The sequence below is a fragment of the Pseudomonas sp. EA_5y_Pfl2_R50 genome, from assembly GCF_963970475.1.
GTDB lineage: Bacteria > Pseudomonadota > Gammaproteobacteria > Pseudomonadales > Pseudomonadaceae > Aquipseudomonas.
The window spans coordinates 207,787-228,601 of record NZ_CAXAPT010000009.1 but is presented as its reverse complement, the minus strand read 5'-3'; the positions used below and the strand labels follow the sequence as shown (position 1 = coordinate 228,601).

Below are 20,815 nucleotides of genomic sequence, written 5' to 3'. Positions count from 1 at the left end.
TTTGTCGTTTTCAATGCTGTGGTTGAATCAGGCGGATTTCAGATCCCGCTGCTGCTCCAGCACTTCGAGTTCGGCCTTGTAGTTCTGGGCATCGGTCTCGTTGTGAAACATGCCGACCAGCAAGTCTTGTTGATGCACATCCCAGATGCGGATACCGGCGGCTACGCCTTCGTGGGACATGTGTGAATCGTCGCGTTCAGTTACTTTTACAGTCATCTGCTAGCTCCAAATCTCAAGTTATCTGCAGCAAGGCGTGTGCAGGACTCTGTTATATGATTTGGTAGCTTGCTAAGTAAATGGCTTGTTTGAGCAAGGTGTTGTTGCGATTTTTGCAACATTGCTGCAGCCCGCGTAATCCGCGACATTCAGTCGCAGGGCGCAAAGTTTCATGACAGAAGTTTCATCTCCAGAGCACCCAAGAACCCTGTGGGAGCTGGCAAGCCAGCTCCCACAGGGTTCTTGGGTGTTTTGGCTATTTTCTTCAGGCAAAAAAACGCCCCGAACCAGTCGGGGCGTTTTCATGTGTGGCTCAAGCGGGGGGAAATTACTTGCCTTCCCAGCGCTTCAGTACCAGCGTCGCGTTGGTGCCGCCGAAGCCGAAACTGTTGCTCATCACGGTGTTGACGGTGGCGTTTTCGCGGGTCTTGGTCAGCACCGGCAGATCGGCCACTTCAGGGTCCAGTTCGTCGATGTTGGCCGAACCGGCAATGAAGTTGCCTTCCATCATCAGCATGCAGTAGATCGCTTCGTGAACGCCGGCGGCGCCCAGGGAGTGACCGGACAGGCTCTTGGTCGAGCTGATCGCCGGAGCCTTGTCGCCGAACACTTCACGCACACCTTTCATTTCCGCGACATCGCCGACGGGAGTCGAAGTGCCGTGGGTGTTCAGGTAGTCGATCGGGGTGTCGACAGTGGACATTGCCATCTGCATGCAGCGGATCGCGCCTTCGCCACTTGGAGCTACCATGTCGTAGCCGTCGGACGTTGCGCCGTAGCCAACGATTTCGGCGTAGATCTTGGCGCCACGGGCCAGAGCATGTTCCAGCTCTTCGACCACGACCATGCCGCCACCGCCAGCGATGACGAAGCCGTCACGGTCAGCGTCGTAGGCACGGGAAGCCTGTTCCGGGGTGTCGTTACGCTTGCTGGACAGGGCGCCCATGGCGTCGAACAGGAACGACTGGCTCCAGTGCTCTTCTTCACCGCCGCCGGCGAAGACGATGTCCTGCTTGCCCATCTGGATCTGTTCCATGGCGGTACCGATGCAGTGAGCACTGGTGGCGCAGGCAGAAGCGATGGAGTAGTTCAGGCCCTTGATCTTGAAAGGGGTGGCCAGGCAAGCGGAAACGGTGCTGCTCATGGTCCGCGTGACACGGTATGGGCCAACGCGCTTCACGCCTTTCTCGCGCAGGATGTCCAGCGCTTCCATCTGGTTCAGCGTGGAAGCACCGCCGGAGCCGGCGATCAGGCCGGTGCGCGGGTTGGACACTTGCTCTTCGGTCAGGCCGGAGTCAGCAATGGCGTCTTTCATGGCCAGGTAGGCATATGCCGCTGCGTGGCCGACGAAGCGATAGATCTTGCGATCGATCAGCTCTTCGAGGTTGAGGTCGATGGAGCCGGAAACCTGGCTACGCAGACCCATTTCGGCATATTCCGGGTTGAACCGGATGCCAGGGCGGCTAGCACGCAGGTTAGCGGAGACAGTCTCTTTGTCATTGCCCAGGCACGAAACGATGCCCAGACCAGTGATAACGACGCGGCGCATGCGGATAACCCTTAGAAGTCGTCAGTGGAGGTGAACACGCCGACGCGAAGGCCTTCGGCGGTGTAGATTTCGCGACCGTCGACAGTCACCGAACCATCGGCGATGGCCAGGTTCAGCTTGCCTTTGAGGACGCGCTTGATATGAATGTTGTAGGTGACTTTCTTGGCAGTCGGCAGCACCTGGCCGAAGAATTTCACTTCGCCCGAACCCAGCGCACGACCGCGGCCCGGCAGGCCTTGCCAGCCCAGGAAGAAACCCACCAGTTGCCACATGGCATCCAGACCCAGGCAGCCCGGCATCACCGGATCGCCTTCGAAGTGGCAGGCGAAGAACCACAGGTCAGGGTTCACATCCAGCTCGGCGACCAATTCACCTTTGCCGTACTTGCCGCCTTCTTCGCTGATATGGGTGATGCGATCCACCATCAGCATGTTCGGGGCGGGCAGTTGCGCGTTACCTGGGCCGAACAGCTCACCGCGACTGCAGCGCAGCAGGTCTTCCCGAGTAAAGGCGTTTTGTTTGGTCATGCGAGCTCCTCAATAATCCCATGCGGCAGGTGGGGCAAATCTTCCCGACCGTTCGAAGCGTTCATGCCTCGAACCGGCAGCCTACTCATAGACTATTGCGTTGTGGTGAAAGTCACAGCACCAAGGACATGAATGTACACTTGTGCACTGAAATTTTTATTCAAGCCCCTTTTGAGGCTCGTTCGGGTGCCTAAGACTGCCGCACTTTCGCTTTTCATGCCAGTCGCAGATGGTCGAAAAGCCTTCGTTACGACACCCACCGCTGCAGAATCTGCTGCAGATCATTACGTTTGAACGGCTTCGCCAGATAATCGTTCATGCCCGCCGACAGGCAGGCTTCCCGGTCGCCCTGCAAGGCGTTGGCGGTCAGCGCAATGATCGGCACCTGCGTGCGCCCCGGCAGCTGGCGGATCTGTCGGGTCGCTTCGTAGCCGTCGATGATCGGCAAACGGCAATCCATCAGAATCACCTCGAAATCACCGGTTTCGGCACTGCGCACGGCCTGGGCGCCATCGGTGGCGACACTGACAGTAAAGCCCAGACTGCGCAGCATCGCCTCGATCACTGTCTGGTTGACCGGGTTGTCTTCCACCAGCAAGACATTGCGTCCCTCACCCTGGCTGTGACCATTGGCTGCGCGTGGGGCGGCCAGTGGCGGCAGGGCCTGCTTATAGAGCGCCAAGGGGATTTCCAGGGTGAACACCGAACCCAGGCCTTCCTCGCTCTGCGCGCGCAGAGTGCCGCCCATGCGCTCGGCGAGGGTGCGGGCAATCGGCAGGCCAAGGCCGGTGCCGCCATAACGGCGCGAGATGGAACTGTCGGCCTGCTGGAAGGCGTTGAACATCAATTCCAGGCTCTCGGACGAGATGCCGATGCCGCTGTCGCGCACCGAGCAGGTGAACCACAGCAGTTCGTGATCCAGCGACTGCCATTGCGCCTCGATGCTGACCCGGCCCTGTTCGGTGAACTTCAGGGCATTGCCCACCAGATTGACCAGAATCTGCCGGATACGCGTCGGATCGCCCTGCACCTGCAAACCGCGCATGTCCTCGGGAATCTGCAGGTTAAGCGCCAGGCCACGTTGCACGGCGCTGTGCTGAAACGACTGGGCGCAGGCGCCGATCAGCTCGGCAAGGTTGAACGGAATGTGTTCCAGCTCCAGCTCCGAGCGCTCGATCCGCGAGAAGTCGAGGATGTCATTGATGACTTTCAGCAGATGCTCGGTCGACTCCGACGCGAGCGCGGCGTATTCGACCTGCTCCTCGGTCATTTCAGTGGTTTCCAGCAACTGCAACATGCCCAGCACGCCGTTCATGGGCGTGCGCAGTTCATGGCTCATCATGGCGAGAAAGTCGGATTTTGCGTTGTTGGCCTTTTCCGCTTCTTCGCGCGTCTGGATCAACTGCGCCATCGCCTGATGCTGCTCGCGGCTGGCTTGCTCCAGCGCTTGGGCCAGATTGTTGATGTGCTGCGACAGGGCGCCCAGTTCGGTGTCATCGACAATCGGCAGCGGCGTCTTGTAGTCGCCGTCCTGGATCGCCTTTACCGCGTCGCCGATATCGCGAATCGGCTGCGACAGACTGCCGGCCAGACGCCGCGCCAGGACAAAAGTGAAGAGCAGGGCAAACAGCGCGAGAATCCCGGCCTTGAGCAATATTTCCTGTTGGCGCTGACTGAAGGCGTCGTTGGACAGGCCAACGATCACCCGCCCCAGATAATCCTCGCTGGCCGCGCCGTTGTTGACTTTGCCGTCCTGAAAAAAATCGTTATGCAAAGCGATCCGCTGCAACCGCACCGGCGCCTGGAACACTTCGACCTGATGCGGGCGATTGTGCGTATCCGCCGGTTGTTCGACATACACCAGAATCCGGTTGGCGCTGTCCTGCACCTCGAGAAAGCGCACGTTGGGCGTGGCCAGCGTGGCTTTGAGCAGGCTTTCCAGCACTTCGTTGTTGCCGGAAATCACCCCGTACTCGGTGGCGGGTGCCAGTTGATTGGCGATCAGTTGGCCGGTGTGGTTCAGCTCCTGACGCAAATCCTGAATACGCACGAAGGTAAAGAAACTGATCAGCAACAAGGTCAGCAACAGCGCCGGGCCCAGGCTGATCAACTGAGTGCGGGTGTTGATGTCCCAACGGCGGCGGAAAATCATGGGCGGCGCTCTCCTTCGGCCAGCGCGGTGGCCACAGACGCATCATTCAACGGTTCAATCCCTAAGGAACGAGCGACCTGCGCATTACTTGAGACTTTAAAGCGTGCGGGGTAGAGCGCTCGGGGCCAATTAGCCGGTGGCTGGTCGAGCAACTGGTCAAGCACCGCCAGCCAGTCTCTCTGGTCGCTGTAGCTGCTGGCCAGGCTGCCGGCGCGAACAAACGCCACGTTGGGGCCGACCAGCGCCATTTGCCGCGAGTAACTGCTGAGCAGCAGGTTCTTCGCGGTCTTGGGGTTGTACAGATCGGGATCGTCGAGACCCAGCAACACGTCGCTGTTTTTCAACACGGCTTGCAGAGGGCGACTGTCGTTGGTGTTGTCCCAGCGCTGGCTGACGATGTCCAGATTCAGCGGCTGCGCCGCCAGATGCAGCTCCTTGAGGAGAAATTCGCTGTGCTGGTCGAACAGCACACCGACCCTGCGGGCTTGCGGCAAGATCCGGCGGATCAGTTGCAATTGCCGGCTCAGCGGCGGATCGCTCCACAGCAGGCTCAAGTGTGGCGGTTGCGCGCTGCCCAGACGTTGCCGGGCTTGCAGGCGACTGATGCGCAACACCAGCGTCGTCGGGCCTTGGGAGTCCTGCAGGCGCCAGTCGAAGCTTGGCAGGTCGAGCAGGATCAAACGCAGATTCGCGGGCAACTTGCCCGGCGCCGGCAGGCTGGCCAGTGGCTGGAAGCGCACGTTGTCGGTCGGGCGCAACTCGCTCAGTGCCTGGACGAATGCTTGCACGCCGGGACTTTCCTCGGCACCGGTCAACAGTATGTCGGCGGCCTGCACCGCCATGCCGTGCAGCCATGCGGTGAGAAAAAGTCCGACCCCGGCCAGCCAGTGGCCAAGGGCAGGCATCTTCCGTGATGGCCGATAATGCATCCTAGAACTCCAGCTCGGCGCTGAAATACATCACCCGGCGTTCGTCATGATTGTTGTCGACGAAGGTGGTCGGCTCATGGTCGAGGCGCTGTTGCAGCACGCCGGCCAATTGCAATTGGGCCTTGCCCAGCGGGATGCGTTTGGCGATGCGCGTGTCGACCCGTTCGAAGCGGTAACCGTTGAGTGCGTTGTCGCCGTAATAGAAAAGGGCGCTGGTCCAGCCGTGGCCCCAATCGCGCAGCCACCCGGCCGAACCACTGTTGCGCGAAGTGAATTGTTGATCCAGCGGATTGCTTGCCTCAGCGTCTACGAAGGCATAGGTGAAACGCAAGCGGTCGGTCCGGCTCACGCGCCAGTCGAGCTGGGTTTCGGTGCCGCGAAAGCGTGAGCTGTTGGCGTTGCTGGCAATGTATTGGTTATTGCGCAGCGGCTCGCTGATCATCCCGGTGATTTCGTCGTAGAACAGCTTCACATCAAGGCCCAGGCCCCACTCGGCGAAATAGCCGTTGTAGCCCAGTTCCCGCGAGCGCATATGCTCCTGATCGAGATCGCCGGGGCCACGGGTCTTGACGAAATATCGTGCCGAGGACTGGCCGGAGGCCGAGGGCCGCAGGTTGCTGACCTGATAGCTCCAGTTGACGTTGTTCTCGAACATGTCCGGCGAGCGGATCGCCTCCGAATACACCGCGCGCAAACCGTGGCGCGGATTGATCAGGTAATTGATCGCGAAACGCGGAGTCAGTGAACTGCCGATCAGTTGCGTGTCTTCGAACATCGCCCCGCCCTGTAGCAACCAGTGTTGCGTGGCACGCCACTCCAGTTGGCCAAACGCGCGCCATGTGGTGTCGTCCAGTGTGCCGTTGAAATAGGTTTCGGAATCGGCGCGGTCGTAACGATAGTTCATGCCACTGACCAGCCGCAGGCTGTCGGACAGGCTGAGGGTGTCCTGCAGTTCGAGGTCGTAGCGCGATTCCCTGGCGCTCTGGTCGATGTCGCCGCACACGGTTCGGCTGGCCCCGTTACGCCACTGATCAAGCACCTGATTGGCCAGGGCCATTTCCTGGGGCGTGCCCGGTGCGGCGCCGGGGCTGGTGAATTGGGTGATGTTGCGCGCCAGACGTTCGGTGTAATTCGGGTTGAGTTGCCACAGTTGCGTCAGCTCGGGGCTGAACGACACCTCGGCATCACATGCGCGCCACACTTGCTGGCGGTCCCAGTGCTGCGCCGAGCCTTGTATATAGAGACTGTGCTCGGGGTTGATGTCGAGATTCCAGCGCACCGAACCGGCGTAATCCTTGGCGACCACGTCTGAATTGTTCCCGGCGGCGGTAATCCCCGAGAACACCGGGCGGTAGGTGTAGGGGCGCTGGTTGGTGCCGTCCTTCGCGTTGACCTGCCAGTCGAGGCTCTGGTTATCGCTGAGGGTGTGGCTGACGGCAAGGCTGAAGCGATTCAAGCGACGGCTGTCACGGTAATCGGCGCCGCTGCGGTCGGTGTCGAAGCCATCGTCTTCCTGGCCGGACAGCGACAGGCGCAGATCGCCGCCATTCCAGCCGGTGCCCTGGCTGGCATAGAAATCATTGATGCCGCGTTCGCCACGGGTGTATTTGAGTCGCGTGCCGTGGCTGTCCGTCGGGTGGCGGGTAATGACGTTGACCACCGCCATCAGCGCATTGGCGCCGTAGCTGACGGTATTCGGGCCGCGAAACACTTCAATGCGCTCGATGTCTTCGATGGCGACCGGGATATCGCTCCAGTCCACCGTGGCCAGGCCCGCGCGGTACACCGAGCGGCCATCGATCAGCACCTGCATGCGGCGCGCTTCGGTGGCGTTGGTGCCGTGGTAGTTCACCGCCGCCTGATTGCCGCTGATGTTGCCGACCATCATTCCCGGCACCAGTCTGAGCAATTCGCTGATGTCCCGGGCGCCGCTGGCGTTGATCAATTCGCTGTCGAGTACGGTCATGCTCCCCGGCACTTCCGCCGGCGTCTGCTTCAGGCGCGTGGCCGTCAGCACCTGGGGCAGTGCTTCGCTGTCCATGAACAGGTCGTCCGCCAGCAATGCCGGGCTGAACAGCAGCGCCAGCAACAGGGACGAACGGGGAGGGGGAGGAGCGAAAAACACGACGCAGCCTTGATCGTCAGGAATTGGCGCGCATGTTAACCGAGCACAGTGACTTTTCCATTCACGTTAGTGGCATTTTCCTAGGTTTTATTGGTCTTCTTCCTACAAGTGTCGGTAATTGTTGCTGGGGCTGGCCGCAACCGGGCTGCCCCGTATAATGCCGCCATCGCCACTGGTATGGATTAACGGATTGCATATGACTGAACAGCGCCCGATTGCGGTCCTGGGAGGCGGAAGTTTTGGTACCGCCGTGGCCAATCTTTTGGCCGAGAACGGCCACCAGGTCCTGCAGTGGATGCGAGACCCCGAGCAGGCCGAGGCCATCCGGGTCAATCGCGAAAACCCGCGTTACCTCAAAGGCATCAAGATTCTGCCAGGCGTGACCGCCGTCACTGACCTGCAGGCCACCCTCGAGGCCTGTGACCTGTGCTTTGTCGCGCTGCCGTCCAGCGCCTTGCGCTCGGTACTGGCCGCCCACGCCGAACGCCTCAGCGGCAAAATGCTGGTCAGCCTGACCAAAGGCATCGAAGCCCACACCTTCAAGCTGATGAGCCAGATTCTCGAAGAGATCGCCCCGCAGGCGCGCATCGGCGTGTTGTCCGGGCCTAACCTGGCACGGGAAATCGCCGAACACGCGCTGACCGCCACGGTGGTTGCCAGTGAAGACGAAGAACTCTGCAAGCAGGTGCAGGCCGCGCTGCATGGCCGCACCTTTCGCGTCTACGCCAGTGCCGACCGCTTTGGCGTCGAGCTGGGCGGGGCGCTGAAAAACGTCTACGCGATCATCGCCGGCATGGCCGTGGCGCTGGAAATGGGCGAGAACACCAAGAGCATGCTGATCACCCGCGCTCTGGCAGAGATGACCCGTTTTGCGGTGAATCAGGGCGCCAACCCGATGACGTTCCTGGGACTGGCCGGTGTCGGTGATCTGATCGTCACCTGCTCTTCGCCCAAGAGCCGCAACTATCAGGTCGGCTTCGCCCTCGGTCAGGGCCTGAGCCTGGACGAAGCGGTGTCGCGTCTTGGTGAAGTCGCCGAAGGCGTCAACACCCTCAAAGTGCTCAAGGCCAAATCCCAGGAAGTCGGCGTGTACATGCCGCTGGTGGCCGGGCTGCACGCGATCCTCTTCGAAGGTCGCACGCTGGAGCAAGTGATTGGTTTGTTGATGCGTGCCGAGCCGAAAACCGACGTCGACTTTATTTCCACCAGTGGTTTCAACTGATCAACAGGAAGCGAGCCATGAACGATCCGAAAACCGAAGCCAAGTACGAATCCATCCTCCTGCGCGTGTTGTGGATGCTCGTCTACGTGCTGGTCTGGCAAGTGGCGCAGTTCATCCTCGGCGCGGTGGTGCTGGTGCAATTGATCTATCGTTTGATTTACGGCGCCCCAAGCGCCAGCCTGATGAACTTCGGCGACAGCCTGAGCCAGTTCCTGGCGCAGATCGGCCGTTTCGGCAGCTTTCACAGCGACCAGAAACCCTGGCCGTTTGCCGACTGGCCGACGCCGCGTACCCCGGAAGGTGAAGCGCTGCACGCTGTTGCCCCGGCGCCACATCCGGTTCGAGATGAGGAACCCAAGCTATGAAACTCTGGGTACTGCGTCACGGTGAAGCCGTGCCTTACGGCTCGTGCCCCGATTCCGAACGGGAGCTGACCGACCACGGTCGCAAAGAGGCCTTGAGCAGCGCGGCCCGTTTGATCGGCCAGCCGCTGACGGCGATCTACGCCAGCCCCTATCTGCGCGCGCAGCAGACCGCGCAGATCGTGCGCGAGGCGCTGGGTTTCGAGCCGGAGATTCGCACGGTTGAATGGCTGACGCCGGAAGTTGATCCGGACAAGGTCACCGATCAACTGGTGTCGGTGAGCAACGTGTTGTTGGTCAGCCACAACCCGTTGGTGGGCAATTTGCTGAGTTATTTGCAGCATGGGGCCGGGTATCCGCCGGAGAATGTCAGCACCGCAGGATTGGCCGAGCTGGAAAGCCCTGAGTTGCTGATCGGCTCGATGACCCTCAACAGCCTGAAACACCCGTAAGGCTGGCCCCCTGCTCGCGAAAGCGGCGTGTCTTTCACCATTTAGGTGTCTGACAGCGTCCATTCGCGAGCAGGCTCGCTCCCACACTGATTTCTGCCCGCCCATGAAATTATTTGTTTGAATTTTCCAACCAAGCACTTGCTTGGTTGACTACGCTTGCTCCAGACCAAAATCACAGGAGCGAGTCGCATGTCTGCCGCATTCCGTTTGCCGCTGGACGTGTTCTACGAACGGGAAGCACGGCACCCGCGCCAGCGCTTTCTGGTGCAGCCCGTCGGCGGCGGGCAGGTTCAAACCCTGACGTGGGCCGAGGTCGGCCATCAGGCTCGCTGCGCCGCTCATTGGCTGCGCGCCCGTGAGTTGCCGCAAGGCAGCCATATCGCCCTGATTTCGAAAAACTGTGCGCACTGGATCATCGCCGACCTCGCCATCTGGATGGCCGGGCATGTCTCGGTACCGCTCTACCCCAATCTCACCGCCGACTCCGTGGCGCAGGTGCTCAATCACTCCGAAAGCGTGCTGGCGTTCATAGGCAAGCTTGATGACTGGGCGAGCATGGTCAAAGGCGTGCCGGCCGATCTGCCAACCATCAGCCTGCCGCTGCATCCGCCCGGCGACTTCGATTTCACCTGGGCCGACCTGCAACGCAGCTCGCCGATCCAGGGCGATCCACGTCCTGCCGCCGAGCAACTGGCAACCATCATCTATACCTCCGGCACCACTGGCCTGCCCAAAGGCGTGATGCACAGTTTTGCCAATCTCGGCTTTGCGACCACACGCGGCACGCAACTGTTCGGGCTCAACGAGCATGATCGACTGCTGTCGTACCTGCCGCTGTGCCACGTTGCCGAGCGCATGTTCGTTGAGCTGGCGTCGATCTATACCGGACAAACGGTGTTCTTCGCCGAAAGCCTCGACACGTTCATTACCGATCTGCAGCGCGCGCGGCCGACGGCGATGTTCGGCGTGCCGCGCATCTGGACCAAATTCCAGATGGGCGTGTACAGCAAGATCCCGGCAAAACGCCTCGATTGGTTGCTGGGTCTGCCATTCATTGGCAAACGGGTCGGGCACAAAGTGCTCGCCGGGCTGGGGCTGGATGCCTTGCGCGTGGCGTTATCGGGGGCGGCGCCGGTGCCGCTGACCTTGCTCGCCTGGTATCAGAAGCTCGGGCTCGACGTGCTGGAGGTGTACGGCATGACCGAGAGCTGCGGTTACTCGCACATCTGCCTGCCGGGTCAGTACAAACAGGGCTGGATCGGCAAACCGTGCCCGGACGTCGAGGTGCGCATCGACGAGTGCGGCGAAGTGCAGGTACGCAGCCAGGCAAACATGCTCGGCTACTTCAAGGAACCACAGAAAACCGCTGAAACCATCACCGGGGACGGCTTTCTGCGCACCGGCGACAAGGGCGAGCAGGATAGCGAAGGCCGTCTGCGCCTGACCGGGCGGCTGAAAGAGATCTTCAAGACCAGCAAGGGCAAATACGTCGCCCCGGCGCCGATTGAAAACCGTCTGGCGGTGCATTCACGGATCGAACAGGTGTGCGTGGTCGGCGATGGTTTGAGCGCGCCGCTGGGTTTATGCGTGCTTTCCACGGTCAATCAGGAAGAGGGTCGGGCGAGTCTGCATTCGAGCCTGGAAAAACTGCTGGAGGAGGTCAACGCCGTGCTCGACAAGCATGAGCGCCTGCGCCGACTGGTGGTGGTCAAGGACATCTGGGCGGTGGAGAACGGCTTTCTCACGCCGACATTGAAGATCAAGCGCAACGTCATCGAAGACACTTACGGCGCACGCTTTGAGGAATGGAGCGAGCGCAACGAGGCGGTGCTGTGGCAGGATTGAGCGACGACTAAAACAACAAAGGAAGTCTGCGATGAGCGTGTGGCGCACCGTTCCCAACATCGAACAGTTGAATGCAATCCAGAAGAACACTATCGGCGAACTGCTGGATATCCGCTTTGAAGCGTTCGACGAAGAATCGCTGACCGCGAGCATGGTCATCGACCATCGCACCCATCAGCCCTACGGCTTGCTGCATGGCGGCGCGTCGGTGGTCCTGGCAGAAAGCGTCGGTTCGATGGCCAGTTATCTGTGCATCGATGCCAGCAGGTTTTATTGCGTCGGCCTCGAAATCAACGCCAACCATTTGCGCGGCTTGCGCAGTGGTCGGGTGACGGCGGTGGCCAGGCCGATTCACATCGGTCGAACCACGCACGTGTGGGATATCCGTTTGACCAGTGATGAGGGCAAGGCGAGTTGTGTGTCGCGGTTGACCATGGCTGTGGTGCCGCTGGGTGAACAGCCGCCGGCGCGCTGACGGTTTGAAGACCCATGGATCGCAGCCTGTCGCAACATCTCCACCACCATTTCTGGCAGTTATGGTCATTGCTGTGAGCCGAGGTCTTACGGACAATCAACGCCACGTTTCCCGCTCATGGATTTACCCGCATGTCGCAACCGATCTTTTTCGCTCACGCCAACGGGTTCCCCTCGGGCACCTACGGCAAGTTGTTCGCGGCGCTGGCGCCCGAGTACCGGGTCGCGCATCTGGAGCAACATGCCCATGACCCGCGTTTCCCGGCGGATGACAACTGGTACAACCTGGTGGATGAGTTGATCCACCATTTGCAGCAGCAGGAGCAGCCGGTGTGGGGTGTCGGCCATTCCTTCGGCGGTGTGCTGCATCTGCACGCTGCGCTGCGCTGTCCCGAGTTGTATCGCGGCGTGGTGATGCTCGATTCGCCGGTGCTGACCCGCACCGATCAGTGGGTGATCCGTGCGGCCAAGCGCTTTGGCTTCATCGACAAACTGACCCCGGCCGGACGTACCCTGGGGCGGCGTGAAGAGTTCGCTGACCTTGATACGGCACGCCGCTACTTTGCCGGTAAAACCCTGTTTCGCGGTTTTGATCCGGAATGCTTCGACGCCTACCTGCAACACGGCCTGCATCAGGTCGATGACAAGCTGCGCCTGCGTTTTGACCCGGCCACCGAGATCAGCATCTATCGCGGTGTGCCGCACACCAGCCCGGGTCGGACCCGGCAGTTGCAGGTGCCGCTAGCGGTGGTGCGGGGGCACAAGAGCCGCGTGGTCCTGCGTCATCACACCCGTTTCGTTTCGCGCCTGCCCCAGGGCGAAGCGCTGAGCATGCCCGGCGGGCACATGTTTCCCCTCGAGCGCCCGCAGGACACCGCACGGTTGCTCAAGAGTCTGTTCAATCGCTGGGAACGCCGCCTGGACAAGGATTGCGCATGAGCCCGACCTTCGAGGAAGTGCGCCTGAGCCTGCCGCATATCGAGTTGGCGGCGCATTTGTTCGGCCCCGAAGACGGTCTGCCGGTGATCGCGCTGCATGGCTGGCTGGATAACGCCAACAGCTTTGCGCGACTGGCGCCCAAGCTCAAAGGCTTGCGCATCATCGCTCTGGACATGGCCGGGCACGGGCATTCCGGGCATCGCCCGAACGGTGCCGGTTATGCGCTATGGGATTACGCCCATGATGTATTGCAAGTGGCCGAACAACTGGGCTGGAAACGCTTTGGTCTGCTCGGACATTCGATGGGCGCGATTGTCTCCCTGGTGCTGGCCGGTTCGTTACCGGAGCGCATCAGCCATCTCGCGCTGATCGACGGAGTGATTCCTCCCACAGACAAAGGCGAAAATGCTGCCGAACGCATGGGCATGGCCCTGCAAGCGCAACTGGATCTGCGGGAGAAGCGCAAACCGGTCTACAACACGCTGGACCGCGCCATCGAAGCGCGGATGAAAGGCTTGGTGGCGGTCAGTCGTGAAGCTGCCGAGCTGCTGGCCCAGCGCGGCTTGATGCCGGTGCCCGGCGGTTATACCTGGCGCACCGACAATCGTCTGACCCTGCCATCGCCGCTACGCCTGACTCAGGAACAAGCGATGGCCTTCGTCCAGCGCATCGCATGCCCCGTGCAACTGGTGGTCGCTGCCGATGGCATGCTTGCCAAACATCCGCAGCTGCTGGAACGTCTACCCTTTAGCCGGGAACAGCTGCCGGGTGGGCACCATTTGCACCTGAACGACGAGGCCGGGGCGGACCTTGTCGCAGACTGTTTCAATCGCTTCTTCGCCACTCCTTGACTTGCTGCGGGCAACTGTCGAGGCTGGTCGGGTTGAAATGGGAGATGACCACGATGGATTTTTATACTGCTGCGCCCCCTATTAGCCACGCCAAGCCTGTCCGATGAGGCGGCCGATGCGGTCACTCATGGTGCTGACGCTGTGCAGTTTCAGTCCCTTTTCTTTCGCCGCCGACGTGGCAGGCAGTCATGACCTGCAAATCGTGCCGCGTCTGGCCGACGCACAAATCGTCGACTATCGCGCTCCCGTCGAGCTTGAGCGGATCTACCCGCTGGGCTCGATCCGCAAGATCAGCGGCCGGTTGCGCTACGACGGGCATGTCACTGCTCGCGGTCAAACCACCTCGGTCACCTACGAATTACCGCCCGAACACTCTGCCACCGAAGCCTTCACCGCCGCCCGCGAAGCCCTGCAAAAACAGGACGCCGAGTTGCTGTTCTGGTGTCAGGCGCGCGATTGCGGCGAAAGCAGCCTGTGGGCCAACGAAGTGTTCGGCAACGCCAAGCTGTACGGCGCGGACGAGCAGCAGGCGTATCTGCTGTTGAGGCTGGCCGCACCACAAGACAATACGCTGGTGGCGCTCTACAGCATCACCCGTGGCAATCGCAAAGCTTATCTGCATGTCGAGCAGTTCGACGCCGTGGCACCGCTGGGCGACTTGCTGCCGACTTCGGCGACCCTGTTGCGCCAGCTCAAAAGCACCGGCGAACTGGATTTTCCGAAACTGGTGAATGATCCCGATGACGTTTGGCTGCGCCTGATCTCCCGGAGCCTGAATCTCGACACCACCCAGCGCGTCACCGTGTCCGGGCCGAAAGCCGAGGCGTGGCGCCAGGCCTTGATCAACCAGGGCGTGCGTGCGGCGCGCATGGAAACCGGAAGCGTCGACGGCTCTGGCCTGCGCATCGAGCTGTTGCGTTAAGCTCTTTCGGGCGAGCACGCGCGGCGTGTTCGCCTACTCTTGGCCTGACTGACTTTTTCGAGACCTGACATGCTCAATAATGATCGACTGCTCGTGCAGATCCTCCTGCTGGTGTTGTTTGGCGCCAGCCTGTGGGTGATGGCACCGTTCTGGTCGGCGCTGTTCTGGGGCGCGGTGCTGGCATTTGCCAGTTGGCCACTGATGCGCCTGCTGACCCGCTGGCTCGACGGCCGAGAATCGCTGGCAGCGGCAATCCTGACCCTGGGCTGGATGTTGCTGGTGGCGGCGCCTCTGGTCTGGCTGGGTTTCAACCTGGCCGATCATGTGCGCGATGCCACGGCGTTCATCAAGGATGTGCAGGTCGATGGCTTGCCGGAGGCGCCGGTCTGGCTCGCTACGGTGCCATTTGTTGGCGAGCGGCTGGTGAATTTGTGGAACAGCATCGATCAGCAGGGTGCGGCGTTGATGGCCTCGGTCAAGCCGTACCTGGGGCAGGTCGGCAACTGGTTGCTCGCGCGCAGTGCGCAGATTGGCGGCGGCATCCTCGAACTGACGTTGAGCATTGTCTTCGTGTTCTTTTTCTACCGTGACGGGCCGCGGCTGGCGGCATTCGTGCACAGTCTGCTGGAGCGTCTGATCGGTGATCGCGCCGGGTATTACATCGAGTTGGTGGCCGGGACGGTGCAGCGGGTGGTCAACGGGGTGATCGGGACGGCGGCGGCGCAGGCGATTCTCGCATTGATCGGGTTTTTGATTGCCGGCGTGCCGGGGGCGCTGGTGCTGGGGATCGTGACGTTCCTGCTCAGTCTGATTCCGATGGGCCCACCGTTGGTGTGGGTGCCGGCCACGGCCTGGCTGGCGTGGAAGGGTGAATATGGGATGGCGGTGTTTCTCGGGATCTGGGGGATGTTCATCATCAGTGGCGTGGACAACGTGCTCAAGCCATACCTGATCAGCCGCGGTGGGAATTTGCCGTTGGTGATTGTGCTGCTCGGGGTGTTTGGCGGGTTGATCGCGTTTGGGTTTATCGGGTTGTTTATCGGGCCTACGTTGTTGGCGGTGGCTTATAGTTTGTTGACGGACTGGAGCAAGAGTCAGGGGCGGGTTGAGGATCGGCGCTAGGCCTCTGGACCTGGCGGCCTGAGAGCCGATCAGTCTCTTCCGGAATGCACCCGATTCAAACGGTGGGAGCGAGCCTGCTCGCGAAGGGGCCATTCAATCAACCAACCCTCCCCGGAATGTACGCAAATGACCGTTCCCAAACCCAGCCCTGGAAACGATCACCTTTCACCTGATCAACTCACGTCGCGACATTCAGGTATTTGCCCACCGACGCAGTTTTTTCCAGCGAGTACTGTTTGCTCAAGTTGGCAATCATGCGGTTCAGCGCTTCAGTGGTGCTTTGGGTCGAGACGGTCTGTTCGTCGTCCGGGCGCTCGCGTCCTGCCTGTAATGCGGCTTTCAGTTCGTCGCTGCTCACGCCACCGTTGCTGTCGCTATCCAGTGCCTTGAGCAATGCTGCGCTGGTGTCGGTGCTGGTCGTTGCGGTGTTGTTGCTGGTTTGCAGTGCGCTGTCGAGTTCGGTCGCGGTTACGCTGCCGTCGCCATCGGCGTCGAGCTGGCTGAACAGTTCGTCGCTGTTGATTTGTGGTGGCGGAGGCGGGGTCATCGCGGTCATTTCTTCGGCGCTGAGGCTGCCGCTGGCGTCACTGTCCAGATCGCCGAATTGCTTGCTCAGGTTGACCAACAGACCATCGTCGGACTTCTGCGACAGGGCGCTGCTCAGTTCGTCCTGATCCACCGCGCCGTCGCCATTGCTGTCGAGCTTGGCGAACAATTCCTTCTGCAGTTGCGTGCTGCGTGCGTTTTGCGTGGCGGTGTTGCTGGTGCTGGTGTAACTCGTGTAGTTGCTGACGCTACCGATCATCGGGCTCACTCCCTGGAATGGAAACCGGTGGGTGTACCGGCTTATGCAGCGTCAGGGCGCAAGTTGTCGGGGGTATGTGGGGTTTGTACCGGTCGGTACACACGATGGAATGAACGCCGCCGACCCCCGTGGGAGCGAGCCTGCTCGCGAAGAGGCCAATGCATGCAAAAGCGTTACTGGATCAACTGACGCCTTCGCGAGCAGGCTTGCTCCCACAATGGGTCGGTGGTGCTCTCAGGGGCGGGGCAGGCGAATGATGGCGGTGAGGCCGCCGCCCGGTGTTTCTTCAAGATTGAGCTGGCCTCCCAATCGCTGCGCCGCCTCGCGGGCAATGGTCATGCCCAGTCCGACGCCGCCGGAATTGCGGTTGCGCGAACCTTCCAGGCGATAAAACGGTTCAAACACCGCTTCTCGCTTGTCCTCGGCGATCCCCGGGCCGTGGTCGATCACGCGGATCAGCAGTTGTTCGCGCTGATCCAGCAGTTCAATGCGCGCCTGTCCGGCATAACGCAGTGCGTTGTCCATCAGGTTGTTGATGCACGAACGCAGCGCCATCGGCTGCACCGGCATCGGCGCGCAATGACCGCTGACCTGCACATCCGCGCCTTGATCCTGAGCGTTCTCGCACAGCGATTCGACCAGCGCCTGCACGTCGAGCATTTGCAGCGCCTCGCTGGTGCGCTGTTCGTGCAGGTAGGTGAGCGTGGCGTCGAGCATGCCGATCATGTCGTCCAGATCCTGGCGCATCTGGCCTTGCAGCTTGCCGTCGCTGATGTTCTCCAGGCGCAGTTTCAGGCGTGACAACGGCGTGCGCAGGTCGTGGGACACCGCGCCGAGCATCCGCGCACGCTGCTGCACCTGCTCGAGGATACGTTGCTGCATCAGGTTGAACGTGTGCGCCGCTTGCCGTGCTTCGTGCGGGCCAGACTCGTCCAGGGGCGGACTGTCGAGGTTTTCACTGAGGCGTTCGGCGGCATCGCTCAGGCGCTGGATCGGGCGACTGAGCAGTTTGGCGCCGTACCACGCGGCGATCATCAAGGTGATGAACTGAAAAGTCAGCGGCACCACCGGGCCCCCAAACCACGGACGCGGTGGCCGTGGCGGGTAACGCGGATCATGCGCCATCGGTTGTCCCTCGGCGCCTTGGGCGAACTCCGGCGGGGGCGGAGGCGGGGGCGGACCGTAGAAGCGGAACCAGGCAAACGCCAGCAGATGCGCCAGGACAATCGCGACGAACAGCACGCCAAACAGGCGTCCGAACAGCGTGTCGAAGCGCGCCCGCATCAGCCGATGTCCCTGGCGTCGAACAGGTAACCTTCACCGCGCACGGTCTTGATCAACTGCGGTGCTTTCGGATCGTCGCCGAGCTTCTGTCGCAGACGTGACACCAGCAGGTCAATGCTGCGGTCGAACGCCTCAATCGAACGACCGCGAGCGGCGTCGAGCAATTGCTCACGGCTGAGTACCCGGCGCGGGCGTTCGATAAAGACCCAGAGCAAGCGGAATTCGGCGTTGGACAGCGGCACCACCAGGCCATCGTCGGCGATCAACTGACGCAGCACGCTGTTCAGGCGCCAGTTGTCGAAGCGGATGTTCGCCCGTTGCTCGGTGCGGTCATCGCGTACCCGACGCAGAATGGTCTGGATGCGCGCAACCAGTTCGCGTGGCTCGAACGGCTTGGCCATGTAGTCATCGGCGCCCAGTTCAAGGCCGATGATGCGATCGGTCGGTTCGCAGCGGGCGGTCAGCATCAGGATCGGGATATCCGATTCGGCACGCAGCCAGCGGCACAGCGACAGGCCGTCTTCGCCGGGCAGCATCAGGTCGAGCACCACGACATCGAAATGCTCGGCCTGCATCGCATTGCGCATGGCCGCGCCGTCGGTCACGCCGCTGGCGTGAATGTTGAAGCGCGCGAGGTAATCGATCATCAGCTCGCGGATCGGCACGTCATCGTCGACGATCAGGGCGCGAATGCTCCAGCGTTTGTCGTCTTTCTGCTCATCCGTCACGGTCGTTTGGGGGTTGTGCATGGGGCTGTTCATCTGCCAGTAGGCCGCCAACCACAAAAGATGGGCTGCGAGGTGGTGGTTTCAGCATAGGCGTCCGGCCAAGAGGCGGGAAGTGCTGATGTAAGGACGTGTTGCGGCTGGCGAGGCTAGCGCGGGCGCGTGTTGGCGGCATGTCGGTTGTGTATCGAAGTCGACACAATAACAGCGCAGGCTATGCTGATCACGGTTGGCTCGACGATTTACCGATCATCGGGTGCCGCGCCGCCGCCGGTTCCGCTACAATGCGCGCCGATTTCGACCTGCCTGAGAGCCCATTCATGTCCGCCTGCCAGACTCCTATCATCGTCGCCCTGGATTTCCCCACCCGTGACGCCGCACTGAAGCTGGCCGACCAGTTGGACCCGAAACTGTGCCGGGTCAAAGTGGGCAAGGAACTGTTCACCAGTTGCGCCGCGGAAATCGTCGGTACCCTGCGTGACAAGGGTTTCGAAGTCTTCCTCGACCTGAAATTCCACGACATTCCCAACACCACCGCGATGGCTGTGAAAGCCGCTGCCGAGATGGGCGTGTGGATGGTCAACGTGCACTGCTCCGGCGGCATGCGCATGATGGCCGCTTGCCGTGAAGAGCTGGACAAGCGCAGCGGCCCGCAGCCATTGCTGATCGGCGTGACTGTGCTGACCTCGATGGAACGTGAAGATCTGGCCGGTATCGGTCTGGACATCGAGCCGCAGGAGCAAGTGCTGCGTCTTGCCGCGCTGGCCGAGAAGGCTGGCATGGACGGTCTGGTGTGCTCGGCGCTGGAAGCCACTGCGCTGAAAACCGCGCACCCGTCGCTGCAACTGGTGACCCCGGGCATTCGTCCGGCGGGCAGCGCCCAGGACGACCAGCGCCGTATTCTGACGCCGCGCCAGGCCCTGGATGCCGGTTCCGATTATCTGGTGATTGGCCGTCCGATCAGCCAGGCGGCCAATCCAGCCAAGGCGCTGGCTTCGGTCGTGGCCGAAATCGCCTAAGCAACACTGAAGATCCAGATGTGGGAGGGGGCTTGCTCGCGAAGAGGGTGTATCAGTCGAAGTCAATATTGACTGAACCACCGCTTTCGCGAGCAGGCTCGCTCCCACATTGGTTTTGTGGTGGCCTTAAACCTTCAGCACCAACTTGCCGAAGTTCTCGCCGCTGAACAATTTCATCAGTGTCTCCGGGAATGTCTCCAGTCCCTCGACAATGTCTTCCTTGCTCTTGAGTTGCCCCTTGGCCATCCAGCCGGCCATTTCCTGCGCTGCACTGGCGTATTGCGCCGCGTAGTCCATCACCACAAAGCCTTCCATCCGCGCACGATTGACCAGCAGCGACAGATAGTTGGCCGGACCTTTGACCGCCTCCTTATTGTTGTACTGGCTGATCGCACCGCAGATCACCACCCGCGCCTTCATGTTCAGGCGACTCAGCACGGCGTCGAGGATGTCACCGCCGACGTTGTCGAAATACACGTCGACGCCTTTCGGGCATTCGCGTTTCAGGCCGGCCACGACGTCTTCGGACTTGTAGTCGATGGCGCCATCGAAGCCCAGTTCATCGATGAGGAATTTGCACTTGTCGGCGCCACCGGCAATGCCGACCACGCGGCAGCCTTTGATCTTGGCAATCTGCCCGGCGATGCTGCCCACCGCGCCGGCTGCGCCGGACAACACTACGGTGTCCCCCGCCTTGGGGGCGCCGACCTCCAGCAGGGCGAAGTAGGCGGTCATGCCGGTCATGCCCAGCGCGGACAAGTAAACCGGCAACGGCGCCAGTTTCGGATCGACCTTGTAGAAACCTCTGGGCTCGCCGAGGAAATAATCCTGCACGCCAATGGCACCGTTGACGTAGTCCCCGACCGCAAACCCCGGATTGTTCGAAGCGACGACTTTACCGACGCCCAGTGCACGCATGACCTCACCAAGACCGACCGGCGGGATGTAGGACTTACCCTCGTTCATCCAGCCACGCATGGCCGGATCAAGGGACAGGTATTCGTTCTTGACCAGAATCTGTCCTGCCGCCGGTTCGCCCAGCGGTACTTCCTGATAGGTGAAAGTCTCGCGGGTAGCGGCACCCACCGGACGCTTGGCGAGCAGGAACTGGCGATTGGTCTGAGAAGTCATGGCAGTCACTCGAATGGATGAAGTCTTGTTGATAGACCTTCAACGTCCATCCCGCAAGGTTGGCTCATGCGGCGAATGCACTTCGATCCAGTGCAGTGATAGTCACCCGCACATGTTTATCACTGCAATGCATGGGCGCATAAACAGCCATTTGATAGTGCTGA

At 61.1% G+C, this 20,815-nt stretch carries 20 protein-coding genes; 10 read left to right on the top strand and 10 right to left on the bottom strand.

Annotated features, from left to right (window positions below):
* Positions 1 to 27 precede the first annotated feature (27 nt).
* The 6 genes from AACY19_RS17555 to AACY19_RS17530 form a co-directional block, all read right to left on the bottom strand.
* Positions 28 to 216 (bottom strand): hypothetical protein, encoded by a 189-nt coding sequence (locus tag AACY19_RS17555; protein WP_339452299.1) that lies wholly within the window; start codon positions 214 to 216, stop codon positions 28 to 30.
* Between the two features lie 328 nt (positions 217 to 544).
* On the bottom strand, positions 545 to 1,765 hold the full coding sequence (gene fabB, locus AACY19_RS17550; protein ID WP_339452297.1) for a beta-ketoacyl-ACP synthase I: 1,221 nt from the start codon (positions 1,763 to 1,765) through the stop codon (positions 545 to 547).
* 11 nt (positions 1,766 to 1,776) lie between these two features.
* A complete protein-coding gene (gene fabA, locus AACY19_RS17545) occupies positions 1,777 to 2,292 on the bottom strand; it encodes a 3-hydroxyacyl-[acyl-carrier-protein] dehydratase FabA (RefSeq protein ID WP_339452295.1) in 516 nt (171 codons plus the stop codon).
* A gap of 247 nt (positions 2,293 to 2,539) precedes the next feature.
* Positions 2,540 to 4,444, bottom strand: a complete 1,905-nt coding sequence (locus AACY19_RS17540; RefSeq protein WP_339452293.1) for a response regulator — start codon at positions 4,442 to 4,444, stop codon at positions 2,540 to 2,542.
* The gene (locus AACY19_RS17535) at positions 4,441 to 5,373 is read right to left on the bottom strand and encodes an ABC transporter substrate-binding protein (protein ID WP_339452291.1); all 933 of its coding nucleotides are present in this window, start codon (positions 5,371 to 5,373) and stop codon (positions 4,441 to 4,443) included. Before AACY19_RS17535 ends, AACY19_RS17540 begins: the two co-directional genes overlap by 4 nt.
* A 1-nt stretch (position 5,374) precedes the next feature.
* Positions 5,375 to 7,498: a TonB-dependent receptor plug domain-containing protein gene (locus AACY19_RS17530; protein WP_339452289.1), complete on the bottom strand. Its 2,124-nt coding sequence runs from the start codon at positions 7,496 to 7,498 to the stop codon at positions 5,375 to 5,377.
* 196 nt (positions 7,499 to 7,694) lie between these two features.
* On the opposite strand from AACY19_RS17530, the gene AACY19_RS17525 reads away from it, so the two are divergent.
* The 9 genes from AACY19_RS17525 (at position 7,695) to AACY19_RS17485 (ending at position 15,687) form a co-directional block, all read left to right on the top strand.
* Positions 7,695 to 8,720, top strand: a complete 1,026-nt coding sequence (locus AACY19_RS17525) for an NAD(P)H-dependent glycerol-3-phosphate dehydrogenase (RefSeq protein ID WP_339452287.1) — start codon at positions 7,695 to 7,697, stop codon at positions 8,718 to 8,720.
* Between the two features lie 17 nt (positions 8,721 to 8,737).
* The gene (locus AACY19_RS17520) at positions 8,738 to 9,085 is read left to right on the top strand and encodes a DUF4389 domain-containing protein (protein WP_339452286.1); all 348 of its coding nucleotides are present in this window, start codon (positions 8,738 to 8,740) and stop codon (positions 9,083 to 9,085) included.
* Positions 9,082 to 9,534 (top strand): phosphohistidine phosphatase SixA, encoded by a 453-nt coding sequence (sixA, locus tag AACY19_RS17515; RefSeq protein ID WP_339452285.1) that lies wholly within the window; start codon positions 9,082 to 9,084, stop codon positions 9,532 to 9,534. The genes AACY19_RS17520 and sixA overlap by 4 nt, the downstream gene beginning before the upstream one ends.
* A gap of 189 nt (positions 9,535 to 9,723) precedes the next feature.
* Complete coding sequence (locus AACY19_RS17510; RefSeq protein ID WP_339452283.1) at positions 9,724 to 11,379, top strand: AMP-binding protein; 1,656 nt, start codon at positions 9,724 to 9,726, stop codon at positions 11,377 to 11,379.
* Positions 11,380 to 11,410: 31 nt separating this feature from the next.
* A complete protein-coding gene (locus AACY19_RS17505) occupies positions 11,411 to 11,854 on the top strand; it encodes a hotdog fold thioesterase (protein ID WP_339452281.1) in 444 nt (147 codons plus the stop codon).
* Between the two features lie 131 nt (positions 11,855 to 11,985).
* Positions 11,986 to 12,792: an alpha/beta fold hydrolase gene (locus AACY19_RS17500; protein WP_339452279.1), complete on the top strand. Its 807-nt coding sequence runs from the start codon at positions 11,986 to 11,988 to the stop codon at positions 12,790 to 12,792.
* Positions 12,789 to 13,643: an alpha/beta hydrolase gene (locus AACY19_RS17495; protein WP_339452277.1), complete on the top strand. Its 855-nt coding sequence runs from the start codon at positions 12,789 to 12,791 to the stop codon at positions 13,641 to 13,643. The genes AACY19_RS17500 and AACY19_RS17495 overlap by 4 nt, the downstream gene beginning before the upstream one ends.
* Before the next feature lie 115 nt (positions 13,644 to 13,758).
* The gene (locus tag AACY19_RS17490) at positions 13,759 to 14,565 is read left to right on the top strand and encodes a DUF4892 domain-containing protein (protein WP_339452275.1); all 807 of its coding nucleotides are present in this window, start codon (positions 13,759 to 13,761) and stop codon (positions 14,563 to 14,565) included.
* 69 nt (positions 14,566 to 14,634) lie between these two features.
* Positions 14,635 to 15,687, top strand: a complete 1,053-nt coding sequence (locus AACY19_RS17485) for an AI-2E family transporter (RefSeq protein WP_339452273.1) — start codon at positions 14,635 to 14,637, stop codon at positions 15,685 to 15,687.
* Between the two features lie 178 nt (positions 15,688 to 15,865).
* Here the strand turns inward: AACY19_RS17485 and xopAW are convergent, their stop codons facing one another.
* The 3 genes from xopAW to AACY19_RS17470 form a co-directional block, all read right to left on the bottom strand.
* Positions 15,866 to 16,492 carry an EF-hand domain-containing protein gene (gene xopAW, locus AACY19_RS17480; RefSeq protein ID WP_339452271.1) on the bottom strand — a complete coding sequence of 209 codons (627 nt, stop codon included), beginning with the start codon at positions 16,490 to 16,492 and terminating at the stop codon, positions 15,866 to 15,868.
* A 234-nt stretch (positions 16,493 to 16,726) separates the two neighbouring features.
* Positions 16,727 to 17,776 (bottom strand): sensor histidine kinase, encoded by a 1,050-nt coding sequence (locus AACY19_RS17475; protein WP_339452269.1) that lies wholly within the window; start codon positions 17,774 to 17,776, stop codon positions 16,727 to 16,729.
* Entirely contained in the window at positions 17,776 to 18,525 is a 750-nt protein-coding gene (locus AACY19_RS17470) for a response regulator (protein ID WP_445262314.1), read from the bottom strand. Before AACY19_RS17470 ends, AACY19_RS17475 begins: the two co-directional genes overlap by 1 nt.
* A gap of 296 nt (positions 18,526 to 18,821) precedes the next feature.
* Here AACY19_RS17470 and pyrF point away from each other — a divergent pair, with 296 nt between their 5' ends.
* Positions 18,822 to 19,520 carry an orotidine-5'-phosphate decarboxylase gene (gene pyrF, locus AACY19_RS17465; RefSeq protein ID WP_339452265.1) on the top strand — a complete coding sequence of 233 codons (699 nt, stop codon included), beginning with the start codon at positions 18,822 to 18,824 and terminating at the stop codon, positions 19,518 to 19,520.
* Positions 19,521 to 19,646: 126 nt separating this feature from the next.
* Here pyrF and AACY19_RS17460 read toward each other — a convergent pair whose 3' ends face one another.
* Positions 19,647 to 20,651 carry an NADP-dependent oxidoreductase gene (locus tag AACY19_RS17460; RefSeq protein WP_339452263.1) on the bottom strand — a complete coding sequence of 335 codons (1,005 nt, stop codon included), beginning with the start codon at positions 20,649 to 20,651 and terminating at the stop codon, positions 19,647 to 19,649.
* Positions 20,652 to 20,815: the final 164 nt, after the last annotated feature.